15 protein-coding genes and 1 tRNA gene are annotated in these 14,180 nt (G+C 55.0%); 12 read left to right on the top strand and 4 right to left on the bottom strand.

Translation table 11 applies throughout. The features are described from left to right. Positions 1-50: 50 nt before the first annotated feature. Positions 51-941, bottom strand: coding sequence for a 4-hydroxy-tetrahydrodipicolinate synthase (gene dapA / locus SOR61_RS00205; RefSeq protein WP_320610705.1), 891 nt, complete (start codon positions 939-941; stop codon positions 51-53). Between the two features lie 105 nt (positions 942-1,046). After that, the gene (gene asd / locus SOR61_RS00200) at positions 1,047-2,132 is read right to left on the bottom strand and encodes an aspartate-semialdehyde dehydrogenase (RefSeq protein ID WP_320610704.1); all 1,086 of its coding nucleotides are present in this window, start codon (positions 2,130-2,132) and stop codon (positions 1,047-1,049) included. A gap of 296 nt (positions 2,133-2,428) precedes the next feature. Here asd and queA point away from each other — a divergent pair, with 296 nt between their 5' ends. From queA to SOR61_RS00170, 6 genes are all read left to right on the top strand, one after another. Then, positions 2,429-3,454 carry a tRNA preQ1(34) S-adenosylmethionine ribosyltransferase-isomerase QueA gene (gene queA / locus SOR61_RS00195; RefSeq protein ID WP_320610719.1) on the top strand — a complete coding sequence of 342 codons (1,026 nt, stop codon included), beginning with the start codon at positions 2,429-2,431 and terminating at the stop codon, positions 3,452-3,454. An 18-nt stretch (positions 3,455-3,472) separates the two neighbouring features. Further along, positions 3,473-4,603 carry a tRNA guanosine(34) transglycosylase Tgt gene (gene tgt, locus SOR61_RS00190; RefSeq protein WP_320610703.1) on the top strand — a complete coding sequence of 377 codons (1,131 nt, stop codon included), beginning with the start codon at positions 3,473-3,475 and terminating at the stop codon, positions 4,601-4,603. A 91-nt stretch (positions 4,604-4,694) separates the two neighbouring features. After that, positions 4,695-4,970, top strand: coding sequence for a preprotein translocase subunit YajC (gene yajC / locus SOR61_RS00185; protein ID WP_320610702.1), 276 nt, complete (start codon positions 4,695-4,697; stop codon positions 4,968-4,970). 71 nt (positions 4,971-5,041) lie between these two features. After that, positions 5,042-5,830 carry a hypothetical protein gene (locus tag SOR61_RS00180; RefSeq protein ID WP_320610701.1) on the top strand — a complete coding sequence of 263 codons (789 nt, stop codon included), beginning with the start codon at positions 5,042-5,044 and terminating at the stop codon, positions 5,828-5,830. Further along, on the top strand, positions 5,748-6,581 hold the full coding sequence (locus SOR61_RS00175) for an XRE family transcriptional regulator (RefSeq protein ID WP_320610718.1): 834 nt from the start codon (positions 5,748-5,750) through the stop codon (positions 6,579-6,581). The genes SOR61_RS00180 and SOR61_RS00175 overlap by 83 nt, the downstream gene beginning before the upstream one ends. Before the next feature lie 175 nt (positions 6,582-6,756). Next, positions 6,757-7,758 carry a tyrosine recombinase XerC gene (locus SOR61_RS00170; RefSeq protein WP_320610700.1) on the top strand — a complete coding sequence of 334 codons (1,002 nt, stop codon included), beginning with the start codon at positions 6,757-6,759 and terminating at the stop codon, positions 7,756-7,758. Positions 7,759-7,848: 90 nt separating this feature from the next. Here the strand turns inward: SOR61_RS00170 and SOR61_RS00165 are convergent, their stop codons facing one another. Together SOR61_RS00165 and SOR61_RS00160 are read right to left on the bottom strand one after the other, a co-directional pair. Then, positions 7,849-8,610, bottom strand: a complete 762-nt coding sequence (locus SOR61_RS00165) for an MBL fold metallo-hydrolase (protein WP_320610699.1) — start codon at positions 8,608-8,610, stop codon at positions 7,849-7,851. A gap of 104 nt (positions 8,611-8,714) precedes the next feature. Further along, positions 8,715-8,807 (bottom strand) — tRNA-Ser (locus SOR61_RS00160). Positions 8,808-8,984: 177 nt separating this feature from the next. Between SOR61_RS00160 and rsmH the strand changes: the two genes are divergently transcribed. The 6 genes from rsmH (at position 8,985) to SOR61_RS00130 (ending at position 14,160) form a co-directional block, all read left to right on the top strand. Further along, complete coding sequence (gene rsmH / locus SOR61_RS00155) at positions 8,985-10,022, top strand: 16S rRNA (cytosine(1402)-N(4))-methyltransferase RsmH (protein ID WP_320610698.1); 1,038 nt, start codon at positions 8,985-8,987, stop codon at positions 10,020-10,022. Positions 10,023-10,040: 18 nt separating this feature from the next. Beyond that, positions 10,041-12,413, top strand: a complete 2,373-nt coding sequence (gene feoB, locus SOR61_RS00150; protein WP_320610697.1) for a ferrous iron transport protein B — start codon at positions 10,041-10,043, stop codon at positions 12,411-12,413. Then, positions 12,410-12,592 carry a hypothetical protein gene (locus SOR61_RS00145; protein WP_320610696.1) on the top strand — a complete coding sequence of 61 codons (183 nt, stop codon included), beginning with the start codon at positions 12,410-12,412 and terminating at the stop codon, positions 12,590-12,592. The genes feoB and SOR61_RS00145 overlap by 4 nt, the downstream gene beginning before the upstream one ends. A 187-nt stretch (positions 12,593-12,779) precedes the next feature. Beyond that, entirely contained in the window at positions 12,780-13,301 is a 522-nt protein-coding gene (locus SOR61_RS00140; protein WP_320610695.1) for a GDSL-type esterase/lipase family protein, read from the top strand. Continuing rightward, positions 13,298-13,681: a rhodanese-like domain-containing protein gene (locus tag SOR61_RS00135; protein ID WP_320610694.1), complete on the top strand. Its 384-nt coding sequence runs from the start codon at positions 13,298-13,300 to the stop codon at positions 13,679-13,681. Before SOR61_RS00140 ends, SOR61_RS00135 begins: the two co-directional genes overlap by 4 nt. 50 nt (positions 13,682-13,731) lie before the next feature. Next, the gene (locus tag SOR61_RS00130) at positions 13,732-14,160 is read left to right on the top strand and encodes a hypothetical protein (protein ID WP_320610693.1); all 429 of its coding nucleotides are present in this window, start codon (positions 13,732-13,734) and stop codon (positions 14,158-14,160) included. Positions 14,161-14,180 lie beyond the last annotated feature (20 nt).

Raw genomic sequence — 14,180 nt, 5'->3', positions numbered from 1 at the left:
TCCCCTGGAGCAGAACCTATTGCGTTCTGCTCCAGGGGGCTGTTTTTTCCTTAGGAAAGGAGGTTCTGCTGTTTCATCGCCTCCCGCAGAGCAGAGAGGGGAGCGGGGTCCATAGAGACCAGCGGTGAACGGAGCACACCGCTGTCCAAGCCTGCCTCCCGCATGGCTGCCTTGATGGGAATGGGGTTTACCTGAGAGAACAGTGCCCTGGTCAGAGGCGCAGTACGAACCTGTAACTCTCTGGCGCCCGTCAGGTCTCCGCTTAAGAAGCGATGGGTCAGCTCCGTCATCTCCCGCGGCATCAGATTCGAGAGCACAGAAATGAGTCCTTTTCCACCCATAGACAGAATGGGAACGGTTTGATCGTCGTTGCCGGACCAGATATGGAGATGGTCGCCGCACAGGGCTAAGGTGTCTGCCAACAGGGAAAAGTCTCCGGAAGCCTCCTTGATGCCGTTGATCCGAGGATGCTGGCTCAAAATATGATAAGTCTGCGGGGTAAAGGAAAGCCCTGTACGGGAAGGAACATTGTAGAGAATGATCGGCAGGGAAGTCCCTTCCGCCAGGGTCTCATAATGGTGCACCAGCCCGCTCTGGGTGGTTTTGTTATAGTAGGGGGTAACCACCAGCAGACCATCTGCCCCAGCGTCTTCTGCGTGCTGACAGAGAAACAGGGCGGCAGCGGTGTCATTGCTGCCCGCTCCGGCGATCACCTTGCACCGTCCTCCCACCTGAGAAACGCAGACCTCCACCAGGCGACTGTGTTCTTGGGCGGTCAGGGTGGCGCTTTCTCCTGTGGTGCCGCAGACGCACAGCGCATCAATACCCGCTTCTACCTGCCGGTCGATCTGACGGCGGAAGGTATCGTAATCCACTTCGCCGGAGAGGTGGAAGGGCGTAATGAGCGCGGTGCAGGTTCCGGTAAAAACAGGGGGTTTCATAACGTCTCCTTTCTTGCGGGCGGGCCTGAAAAAAGCAGGCCCGGGCTGCTCTCCTACGAACTCATTCGTAAAGAAAACAACCCGAGCCTGCAAAATGGCGTTTCCTCAGCGGGGGAGGATGTACCCTTCTGCGCACAGAAGTTCAGCCAGCAGCACACCGCCGCCAGCGGCTCCCCGGAGGGTATTATGGGACAGGCCCACAAACTTGTAATCATACTGGGTATCGGGACGCAGACGGCCCAGGGTAATGGCCATACCACCTTCCAGATCCCGGTCCAGCTTAGCCTGGGGACGATCCGGCTCCTCAAAGTAGTTCAGGAACTGCTTGGGAGCGCTGGGCAGCTCCAGCTCCTGGGCCCGGCCACGGAAGGACTGCCAGCAGTTCTTGATCTCCTCTTCGGAAGGCTTATTGCGGAAGGACATAAAGACCGCCGCAGTGTGTCCGTCAGAGACCGGCACACGCAGGCACTGGGCCGTGATGGAGGGGGAGGAAGCGGAGACGATCCGTCCATTTTCCACGGTGCCCCAGACCTTCAGCGGCTCCTTTTCGGACTTTTCTTCCTCGCCGCCGATGTAGGGGATCAGGTTATCCACCATCTCAGGCCAGGTCTCAAAGGTCTTGCCGGCGCCGGAAATGGCCTGATAGGTGCAGACCAGAACCTTCTCCAGCCCATACTGGCGCAGGGGATGGAGGGCAGGAGCATAAGACTGGATGGAGCAGTTGGACTTAACGGCAATGAACCCGCGGGTGGTACCCAGACGCTTTTTCTGGTCTTCGATCACACGGATGTGCTCAGGGTTCACCTCGGGGATCACCATGGGGACATCTTCGGTCCAGCGGTGGGCGCTGTTGTTGGAGATCACGGGGCACTCCAGCTTGGCATAGGCCTCTTCCAGGGCGCGGATCTCTTCCTTCTTCATATCCACCGCACAGAAGACGAAGTCCACTGCGGCAGCGACCTTTTCTTTCTCTGCCTGGGCGTCCAGAACGATCAGGTTCCGGGCCTCTTCAGGCATGGGCGTCTTCATGGCCCAACGGCCGCCTACGGCTTCCTCGTAGGACTTCCCGGCGGAGCGGGCGCTGGCCGCCACCACCTTCAACTGAAACCAGGGATGGTTTTCCAGCAGGGTGACAAATCTCTGTCCCACCATACCGGTCGCACCAACCACACCAACAGCGTACTTTTTCATGAGAAGGACCTCCTGACATTTGTTCAAATTACCTGAAAACGGCGAATCCTGCCAGCGCGGGAAAACAGCAGTTGAAAAGCCGATGGTATTTGTACTATAATAAAAAAATCAATGCAAACCGTAATTTTTAAGATAGCATAGAGTATTTTTAATGTCAATGTACAGAAGGGCTTCCGATGGAAAAAGAGACCGTCAGCCGGCCTCTGCGTTCCCTGCCCCCATTCTATGCCGGAGAAGAGGTTCTGTGCTTCTCTGTGCCGGTATGGTTTGCAACTCTATAACAAGGATTGATCTCTATTAAAACATCAGATTTTTACTATGATTTACCCCCTGAGCTCATTGCGCAGACCCCCATTCCTCAGCGGGATGGTTCCCGTCTCCTGACGCTGAACAAAGAAACCGGAGAAACAGAGCATCATCATTTTTACGAGCTGCCCTCCTTCCTCCGGCCCGGGGACTGCCTGGTGCTCAATGACTCCCGAGTCCTGCCTGCCCGACTCATCGGCAAGCGCCAGCCAACCGGCGGTACCTGCGAAGTGATGCTCCTCATCGACCGGGGAGAAAAGACCTGGGAGTGTCTGGTACGCCCTGGCAAAAAGCTGCGGGAAGGGGCCGTCCTTTCCTTTGGAGAGGGCCGTCTCACTGCCCAGGTCACCAAAGTTCTGGACAACGGGAACCGGCTGGTCCGGTTTGACTACGACGGAATTTTCCTGGAAATTCTGGAACAGCTGGGAAAAATGCCCCTGCCTCCCTACATCAAGGAAGAACTTGAAGGCGCAGAACGGTACCAGACTGTCTACTCCAGGGAGGTTGGCTCTGCTGCCGCTCCCACCGCAGGCCTGCATTTCACCAAGGAACTGCTGGCCTCCATTGAAGCCATGGGTGTCCGCCTGTGCTACGTGACCCTCCACGTAGGCCTGGGTACCTTCCGCCCGGTGAAGGTAGACGATGTAGACCAGCATGAGATGCACAGCGAATACTGTACCATTTCCGCAGAAACTGCCGCGATCATCAACCAGACCAAGCGGGAAGGGGGACGGGTCATCTGCGTGGGGACAACCTCCTGCCGCACCATTGAAAGCTGGGCAGGGGAGGACGGCACCTTGCAGGAGTCCGCAGGATGGACCAACATCTTTATCTATCCCGGCTACCGGTTCAAAGTGATGGACTGCCTGGTCACCAACTTCCACCTGCCGGAATCCACCCTTGTGATGCTGGTGTCCGCCCTGGCAGGGAGAGCGCATGTACTGGCCGCCTACCAAGAAGCGGTGCAGGAACGCTATCGGTTCTTTTCTTTTGGCGACGCCATGTTCATTTACTAACTAAGAGGAGGAAACCTCGTGTTCACATTATTGAAAACCGAAGGGCGGGCCCGGCGGGGCACCCTGACCTGTGCCCACGGCACCGCACAGACCCCCGTCTTTATGAACGTGGGCACCCAGGGTGCCATCAAAGGTGCGGTATCCGCTCATGACTTAAAGGAAATCGGATGCCAAATCGAGCTGTCGAATACCTACCATCTCCACCTTCGCCCGGGAGACAAGCTGGTGAAGGAAATGGGAGGACTGCACTCTTTTATGCGCTGGGATGGTCCCATCCTGACGGACAGCGGCGGCTTTCAGGTCTTTTCTCTGGCTGGGCTGCGGAAGATTAAGGAGGAGGGTGTCACCTTCGCCTCCCACATTGACGGCCGCCGAATTTTCATGGGGCCGGAAGAAAGTATGCAGATCCAGTCCAACCTTGGGTCAGACATTGCGATGGCCTTTGACGAGTGCGTGGAAAACCCCGCCCCCTATGACTATGTGAAGCAGTCCTGCGAGCGAACCCTCCGCTGGTTGGAGCGCTGCAAAGTGGAGCACGACCGGCTCAACCAGCTGCCAGATACGGTGAATCCCCAGCAGATGCTGTTTGGCATCAACCAGGGTGGTACCTTCCCTGATCTGCGCATCTGGCATATGCAGAAGGCGGCCGAAATTCCCTGTGACGGCTATGCCATCGGCGGCCTGGCCGTAGGGGAGCCCACGGAGACCATGTATGAGATCATTGACGCAGTGGAACCCTATATGCCAAAGGACAAACCCCGCTACCTGATGGGTGTGGGAACCCCGTCCAACATCATCGAAGGAGTAGCCCGGGGTATCGATATGTTTGACTGCGTCATGCCTGCCAGAAACGCCCGCCACGGCAAACTGTACACCTGGGAAGGCACCTTGAATATCAAGAACGAAAAGTATAAAAATGACAGTCAGCCTATCGACCCCACCTGTGACTGCCCGGTCTGCCGCTCTTTTTCCCGGGCATATCTGCGCCACCTCTTTGCTGCCGGGGAAATGCTGGCCATGCGCTTGGCCGTTCTGCACAACCTGCACTTCTACAATACCCTCATGGTGCGTATCCGAGATGCGCTGGACCAGGGGAGCTTTGAAGACTTCCGGCGGGTGTATTCCACCAAGCTGAGCGGCCGCCTGTGAGCGGGAAAAAGCAGAAAAAAGGACTTGTCAAACCAGAGAATCTCTTTTATAATAAAGGGTAAGACTTATATTATCATCGGAGGGAAGAACCTTGGAAATTATACTGATACTGCTTGTGGTCTACATTGCGATTTTCTACTTCCTGAAAATGCGCCCTGAAAAGCAGCGCAGAAAAGAGCAGGAAGCCATGAAGAAAGCGCTGGTCCCCGGCGATTCTGTTACCATGATCGATGGTATGATCGGCAACATCTGCGCCGTGAAGGAAAAGACCGTGGTCATCGAGACTGGAGCAGACCGTGTACGTCTGGAATATGCCACTTGGGCTATCATGAATAAGGGTGTTTCTGTCGACCAGACCCAGCAGTAAGCATTTTCTGCATAAGGGAATCCCCTCCTCGCATAGAATCCATCAGTGATCCTGTGTGAGGAGGGGATTTTTTGAACAAAATAGAAAAGGAAGCCAAAGCAAGCCCGGAGATCCTCCGAGGAGCGGTCCTTCCGGTGTGTCTTGGGGCAGGGAGTGCGCTCTTGCTGCTGCTCTTGCTGTTGCTGCTCATGGCAGCTCTCATTTTAGGTGGAGCCATCCCGGAAACCGCTGCAGGACTGGGTATGAATCTTTACGCCGGGTGCTGTGCCTGGCTCGGTGGCCGGTTCGCCGTGCAGGCAGGGGCCGTTCATCCTTCCGTTGGCCGGGTGTGCTGGCTGGTCTTTCGCTGGCCAGCGACCTTGCTGCTCTTCCGATGGCTGCCCTTTGCCGGGGTTTCCATTCCGGTTCTGTTTTTTCTGCGAGGATGCTCTCTGTCCTACAGTATCGCAGCCCTGGCCTCTATACCCAGCGGTTTGCTGTATGCCGGAGTCCTCTTCGGCCCCTCCTGTCTGCTGGCTGTCCCAGCGTTCTTCCTGCTCGGTTCGGAGATCCTCCTGCGGAAAGCCAGCACGGAAGGGGAGACCCAGAGCCTGCTTCGTCGGGGTCTTCTTTGCGGGGGACTGTTTCTTCTCTCTGGGGTTGCAGAGTACGAGGCTTATCTTCCTTCTGTTATTTTTCGTTGCTTGCATCAAAGGGGGAGTGTGGGTATCATGGGGCAGGAAAGAAGGCGATCACATGATTGGTACAACGATCAAGCGTCTGCGAAACGCTGCCGGCATGAGCCAGGAAGAATTGGCAGCCCGCCTTTCGGTGGTGCGGCAAACGGTCTCAAAATGGGAGACCGGACGGTCGGTCCCTGATGCGGAGATGGTCATTCGTATCGCAGCGCTGTTCCAGGTCTCCGTACAAGAACTGCTGGGGATAGAAGAGGAAACCCATCCCGATGATCTGGCAAAGGAACTGGCCAGAGTCAATCAGCAGCTGGCCCAGCAGATGGAGGCAGCGCGCATTGGGAAACTGGCCGATCGAAAGCGAGGGATCATCCTGATGCTCTCGTTTCTGGCTCTGCTTGCAGCGCTGGCGCTTGACCGGCCTGTTGTCTCCGTGGTGCTGGTGGGGCTGTGTTTTCTTGGGGCGTTGTGGGTATTCTATCGCAACATAGGTCTGCTGACTCACGACACCACAAGTAGATCTTCCTTACCGTTCCTGCGGGCCATAACGGTTCTGAACGGCTTGTTTCTGATCCTCTGTGTAACGGGAGTCGTCCTGTGGCAAACAGGGGTGATCACAGGTTCTGAGCAGGAAGAGAAGCTTTTGGCCGCCGCTCTGATCAGCGGAGTCATGGTGTTTTCCAGCATCATTGCGCCCAAACTACCGTTTAACCGCTACGTAGGGCTGCGCTTGCCGTGGACTGTTCAGGATGAAGAGACCTGGAATATTGCCCACAAAACACTGGGGATCACGGCGCTGCCCGTGGCTGCGTTTTATCTTGCAGCAGCGTACATCACAGAAGCCTTTGACTTGGTCACGCTCATTAGTGTGTTGGTATGGATCGGCTGTCCGGGGCTCATTTCGCTCTGGTTTTTCCGGCGAAAGTATCACGGATCCTGATGATCCCGCAGCCCCCGCAAGTTTTCCTTGTGTTTTAGACTGGGGAGGGATATAATAACCCAAACGCATACCAGGATATGCTCCCATTGTGGAGTATATCTTTTCTCGCACATAACTTCGCAAAATATGTATTTTGCGAAGTTGGAGGTTAGAAAAGAAAAGAAAGGAATACTCTATGACAGACCATCCCACGTCCATTTCACCCTTATTGCAGGAATTTCTGGACTACCACGAATCCATTCTGTCCCATTCCGCAAAAACGGTCAACGAATACTACTTTGACCTCCGTGCTTTTTTTCGTTACATCAAACTGCGGCGAGATCCTTCGCTGGCAGAGATACCGTTTCAAGAGATCCCCATTGACGACGTAGATCTGACCCTGGCGGCCAGCGTACAACTCTCCGAGATTTATGGATTCCTTACCTTTTTAGAAGGCAGCAACGGTTCTGCGAAAGCGGCAGCTTCCACCCGGGCCAGAAAATGTGCGTCCATTCGCTCCTTCTATCACTATCTTTGCGTCCATACCAATCGGATTGCAGAAAATCCTACTCAAGCACTGAACAATCCAAAACTCCGGAAATCCCTCCCGCGCTACCTCTCCCTGACGGAAAGCATCCGTTTGCTGGAAGCTGTATCTGGGCCCAATGAGGTGCGGGACTACTGCATCCTTACCCTGCTGCTCAACTGCGGCCTCCGGGTCAGCGAAGTGGTTGGGCTGAACCTCCGGGATATCCGGGACGATACTGTGCGGATTCTTGGCAAAGGAAATAAGGAACGGCAGCTCTATTTGAATCAGGCCTGCCTGGATGCGCTGCAAGCCTATCTCGCCCAACGGCCGGACCCAAAAGACGATCCCAGACATAAAGATGCCCTCTTCGTCTCTCGGAATAAGACCCGCCTCACCACAAGGGCGGTAGAAAACATTGTACGGAAAACAGTCCTCAAAGCGGGGCTGGACCCGGCTTACTCCCCTCATAAACTCCGTCACACCGCCGCTACTCTGATGTTAGACCACGGCGTAGACATCCGCACCCTACAGGATGTTCTGGGCCACGAAAACCTGGGCACCACTCAGATCTACACTCACGTCTCCGATTCCAGCCTGAAAACCGCCATGGACGCCAATCCATTGGCCAAAGTGAAAAAAAGCGATCACGAATCAATCCCCAACGACTGAAAAAGCCCCCTGCCTCCGTATGAAACGGAGGATAGGGGGTCTAACTTGATTATAAAGAAGGCGATTGTTTTCAAAGTGAAAAGAATAAATTCAGATGGTCAGACCATAGTCTGTAAAGAGGGTCTGTAAAATCTCCTCTGTGCTGCGGGGTGCTGCGCAAAGGGACTGAATATAGTCAGCCGTCTCCCTCACTTTGTCGATATTATACTGGGCCAGTTCTCCCACGTCTTCTGCTGCCTCTGCGTGAGAGGGGACAAAAAGGGCCGCCTCCATTCCCTTCACCAGCTCCAGAGTCTTGAGATAGGCATCCACATCGTAGAGAACGCCGATCCGGTATTTTTCCAGGGTCTCTCGGCTGGACAGACAATCCGCTAAAAACACCACATTGTCCGGAGTTCGGTAGCCCACCATATCAAAAAAATGCCCCGGCAGCGGTATGATCTCAAAGCCCTCCGGCATGCAGTCTTCGGTCAGGGGTTCTGCGCTGCTTCCCTGTGCCAGCAGGAATTTGTGTCTCAAGTCTTTGCAGGGGAAACCACCGTAAAGAAATGCCGGCTCCAGGATGGTGTGGCGGGTAAAGTCGCACTCGATCCCCGGGGCATAGATCTTGCACCCAGTCTGGTCCTGTAAGTATTTGTTGCCCCCGATGTGGTCGGCGTTGGAATGGGTGTTATAGATGGCCGTCAGCCGCCAGCCTTTTTCCTCCAAGAGTTTCCGTATTTTTCTCCCGGCGTCCTTGTCGTTGCCGCTGTCGATCAGGCAGACATCCGTATCATTCAGGCGGACCAGTCCAATCTTGGCGGGAGACTGGATATAGTAGGTCCGTTCTGCCACTTGAATCAGCTCATACATAGCCATGCTCTCCTTCCGTGGTTTGTTTGTCCCTCCCCTCTCAGGTCTGAGGGGGGACAGATAAGGAAAAGCCCTGAACCGTTGCGGTTCAGGGCTTTTCATTCTGGCGGAGAAGGAGGGATTCGAACCCTCGAGACCCTTTTGAGGCCTACACGATTTCCAATCGTGCGCGCTCGACCAAACTACGCGACTTCTCCATTTCTGATTTTTTCTTGTTCCCTTTCGAAAGGCAACATCGATAGTATAGCAGACATCCGGAAAAAGTCAAGAGGAAAATGAAAAAAATTGAAATTTTTTTGCCTTACCTCTCCCCTTGCATCCTGTTTGGATTCAAGTTACAATACACCTGTGCAACGATATAAAGGAGAACCCTTATGGAACAAGAACACAAGCGAAGAATCCGCTATAAAGGAACCCACCCTCGCACCTTTCAGGAGAAATACAAGGAACTCGATCCTGAGCGGTACCAGGAGGATGTGAATAAAATCATAGAAAAAGGAAAAACCCCCGCTGGAATGCACATTCCCATCTGTGTCAATGAGATCCTTTCCTTTCTCAATGTACAGCCTGGACAGGTTGGTCTGGACGCCACCCTGGGCTACGGCGGCCACTCCAGGAAGCTGTTGGAATGTCTAAATGGCCAGGGGCATCTCCACGCCACCGATGTGGACCCCATTGAGATCGAAAAAACCAAACGCCGGCTGGAAGGGCTGGGATATGGTCCCGGCCTTTTTTCCGCCCATCGTATGAACTTCTCCGCTGTGGATCAGATCGTTCCCCCGGAAAAATTTGATTTCGTTTTGGCGGATCTGGGCGTTTCCTCCATGCAGATCGACAACCCGGAACGGGGCTTCACCTTCAAACAGGACGGTCCTTTGGATCTTCGTCTGGACCCGACAGCTGGCGTCACCGCCGCCCAGCGGCTCCGGGAACTGAACCGGGAAGAACTGGAAGACATGCTGCGGGAAAACGCTGATGAGCCCTACGCCAGTCAGATCGCAAAAGCCATCGCCGCTGCGCTGAAAAGAGGCGGGGCCATCGAAACCACCCGACAGCTGGCGGCGTGCGTGGAAGGGGCCCTCTCCTTCCTCCCTGCTAAGGAACAAAAAGAAGCGGTCAAGAAGTCCTGCCAGCGGACCTTTCAGGCTCTGCGGATCGATGTGAACAGTGAATTCGAGGTTTTATATACCTTTTTGGAAAAGCTCCCCTCCATTGTCAAACCCGGTGGGAAGATCGCCATCCTCACCTTCCACTCCGGAGAGGATCGTCTGGTCAAGCAGGCCTTTCGGAGCGGATACCGGGAAGGGGTCTATTCTGACTTTGCCAGAGAAGTCATTCGCCCCTCCCGGGAGGAATGCAGCAGAAATCCCCGGGCCCACTCCACCAAGATGCGTTGGGCCATCCGGGCGTAAAGGAGGTGCCAGCAACCTATGACCCTGAAAGAAATCAACCTGGGCGACACCGTTGTGATCACAGCGGTGGGCGGGGAAGGCTCCCTCCGCCAGCACTTTCTGGATATGGGCGTTATCCCCGGTGCAGAAGTCACCTTGACCAAATACGCTCCTCTGGGTGACCCTATGGAGCTGCGAATTCACGGGTATGAACTTACCCTGCGTCTGGCCGACGCAGAAAAGATCACCGTCTCCCCTCCCCAACAGTATCACCATTCCAAGGATGAATCATACCCTACCGAGTATTTCGGCCACGTAAAGCTGCGGGAACACCCCGGACTGGGCGAGGGCGGCAAGTACCACGTAAAGGCAGAGGAATGTCCCCTGCCCGAGGGGACTCAGCTCACCTTTGCCCTGGCGGGCAACCAGAACTGTGGAAAAACCACCTTATTTAATCAGCTGACCGGCTCAAACCAGCATGTGGGCAACTTCCCCGGTGTCACGGTGGATCGGAAGAGCGGCACCATCCGGGGGCACGAGAACACCCTGGTCACCGACCTGCCAGGCATCTACTCCCTCTCCCCTTACACCAACGAGGAGATCGTTTCCCGGCAGTTCATCCTGAATGAAAAGCCTACCGGTATCATCAATATCGTGGACGCCACCAACATTGAGCGTAACCTCTACCTGACCATGCAGCTCATGGAGCTGGACGTGCCCATGGTGCTGGCTCTCAACATGATGGATGAAGTGCGCGGAAATGGCGGCTCGATCCATATCAATGAGATGGAAGATATGCTGGGAATCCCCGTGGTTCCCATTGCTGCGTTTAAAAATGAAGGCGTAGCAGAGTTGGTAAATCACGCCCTGCACGTGGCCCAGTACCAAGAGCGTCCTGGCCGGACCGACTTCTGCGATAAGAATGACCACGGCGGCGCAGTCCATCGATGTCTCCACGGTATCATGCACCTGGTGGAGGACCATGCAAAAGCAGCCGGTATCCCGGTGCGGTTTGCCGCCAGTAAGCTGGTGGAGGGTGACCCGCTCATTCTGGACGCCCTGCACCTGACCCAGAACGAAAAGGAAATGCTGGAGCATATCATCGCTCAAATGGAAGAGGAGCGGGGCCTGGATCGGGCCGCCGCCATTGCGGATATGCGTTTTTCTTTCATCCAAAAGCTCTGTCAGCTCACAGTAGTTAAGCCAAGAGAGAGCAAAGAGCACGAGCGGAGCCGGAAGATCGACCGGCTGCTCACCGGTAAATACACCGCCATCCCCTCCTTTGTCTGTATCATGGGTCTGGTGTTTTTCCTCACCTTCCATGTCATCGGCGCCTGGCTCCAGAAGTGGCTGGAAACCGGGATCGGCTGGCTGACCGACTGGGTGGATGGGCTTCTTACTGCCTGGAACATCAACGACGTGCTCCACTCCCTAGTGATCGACGGCATTTTCAACGGAGTGGGCAGCGTGCTGAGTTTTGTACCCATCATCGTAACACTCTTCTTTTTCCTGTCCATGTTGGAAGACAGCGGATATATGGCGCGCGTGGCGTTCGTCATGGATAAGCTCCTGCGGAAAATCGGTCTGTCCGGACGAAGCATCGTACCCATGCTCATCGGCTTCGGCTGCACTGTCCCCGGCGTTATGGCCAGCCGGACCCTTCCTTCCGAACGGGACCGAAAGATGACCATCCTTCTGACTCCCTTTATGAGCTGCTCGGCCAAACTTCCCATTTACGGGTTCTTTACCGCTATCTTCTTTCCAAACTATGCCGGCCTCATCATGGTAGCCCTCTATTTCTTCGGTATTCTGGTTGGAATTCTGGCTGCTCTCCTTTCAAAAAGTACCATCTTTAAAGGGGAAGCCGTTCCCTTTGTCATGGAGCTGCCCAACTACCGGATGCCCGGAGGAAAAAATGTAGCCCATCTTCTGTGGGATAAGGCCAAAGACTTTTTGCAGCGGGCCTTTACCGTCATCTTCCTGGCTACCATTGTTGTGTGGTTCCTGCAGACCTTTGATTTCCATCTGAATATCGTGACAGACTCCCAGCACAGTATGCTGGCTGTCATCGCAGGTCTGATCGCACCTCTCTTTGCCCCTCTCGGGTTCGGAGACTGGCGGATCTCTACCGCCCTGATCGCCGGGTTCATGGCCAAGGAGAGCGTAGTCTCTACCCTGTCTGTGCTCTTTGGCGGGGCAGAACAGCTCCTGGCTGCACTGACGCCCCTGGCTGCGGCCTCCCTTTTGGTGTTCTGTCTTTTGTATACTCCCTGCGTGGCTGCCATTTCTTCCATCAAACGGGAGCTGGGGACCAAATGGGCAGCAGGGGTGGTCTTTGGACAGTGCGTTATAGCCTGGATCTGTGCGCTGGTCATCCGTCTTCTGGGGATGGCATTGGGGCTGGGCATATGAACCCGCAAAGTCTTGCGCTTCTGCTGCTGATCGTAGTGGGGGCCATTGCTGCGCTGCGCTTTCTCCGAAAACGGAAAGGGAGCTGCGCTGGCTGCGGCCACAGCTGCAGTCATTGCGCCGAGTGTTCCGTCTGCCGCCAGAGGAAGAACCAGGACCCTGACCGCCAGGACAATGTATAAGGAATCCCCTTTCCTGTCTCTGTACCGGAGGGACAACGTACAGACGTTGCTCCTCCGGTTGCGTTTGGTTTTTCCGGATCATTCCAGAACCAGCGGCTGAAATTGCATCATTGACAGCGCCCAAAGGCAGACGGTATGATAGGAACAAAGGTCACCGTTCATAAAGAAGGTGTCATATGAAGGTCATTTGTATCGGCATTCCAACACATATGGTTACGATCCTCGCTCCTGGCTGGGCGGCCGCTATGACCCTGACAGCCGATGGGTGGATATTCTGGCCGCAAAAACCGGATGGACGGTCTGGAACTGGGGTGAAAACGGCCAGGAGATCCCTTTGTCTGCCCCTGTTCTTCCCAAAGATACGGATCTCTTGATCCTCATGCTGGGCAGCAATGATCTGCTGCAGGGCCGCAGCCCGGAAGAGGCTGCAAAACGGTTAGAGGGGTTCCTGCAGGGCCTTCCCCTGGCAAGGGAAAAGATCCTGCTGATTGCACCGCCTCCCTTCTCCCCAGGGGCATGGATACAGGAACAGCAGCTGATCGATCGTTCTCACCGGTTTGCCCAGCTCTGCCGGGCCCTGGCTGGTCAGCTTGGGCTGCGCTTTGCCGATGCTGGAAGGTGGAAGATCTCTCTGGCCTATGACGGCGCACATTTTACGGAGCAGGGCCACCAGGCTTTTGCTTCTGGACTTTTGGAGGTACTAATATGAAACGACTCCTTTCCCTTCTTCTCTCTCTTCTCCTGCTGCTGGCCGGATGCGGCAGCGGCTCTGCCGGCACTGGATACCAGCAGATCAGCCAGGAGGAAGCAAAAGCAATGATGGACATGCAGGAGGTCATCGTTCTGGACGTACGGGAACAGAACGAGTACGACAGCGGCCATATCCCCGGCGCTGTCCTCTTGCCCGTGGGGACCATCGACGAAACCACCGCCGCTGATGCCATCCCTGCAAAAGATGCCACCGTGCTGGTCTACTGCCGCAGCGGAAACCGAAGCAAGACTGCAGCCGCCGCTCTGGCAAAGCTTGGCTATACCAATCTCTATGAATTCGGAGGCATCAACACCTGGCCCTATGAGACAGAGCCATGAGTGAACAGTTTGAATGTGGAATCCTTCCGCCTCAGGCAGCAGAGTCCCCCATGACACTGCTGGAACTTTTCGCCAATGGCTGCCAAACAATTCCCAAGGAACCAGGGATCTATTGGGTTTTGCTCCCGGAAGGAAGGTCAGTCCATTTCCATTCGAAACGCTATCACCCCAGAGCAAAGCTCTACTCTATCCCAACACTTCGTAAAAAATTTGAGCGCTGTGCTGACCACAGGATCCTCTATATCGGGAAAGCGGAAGGAAGGCGTGGGCTTCGTCAAAGAATCAAACAGTACATGGCATACGGACAGGGGATTGGAATGGTCCATCAAGGCGGTCGGGCGATTTGGCAAATCGAAAATGCTGAGCATCTTTTATTGGCATACGAGGTCTGCGAGAACCCAAGCCTGCGTGAAGGACAACTTTTACAGGCATATCGAAAGAAAAACGATACTTATCCTTTGGCCAACTGGCGTGGATAAGAGACAGGATGTGAGGAGAC

Source organism: Evtepia sp. (assembly GCF_034090835.1).
GTDB lineage: Bacteria > Bacillota > Clostridia > Oscillospirales > Oscillospiraceae > Evtepia.
The sequence above is the reverse complement of the archived record's forward strand: the minus strand, read 5'-3'. Positions and strand labels throughout refer to the sequence as shown.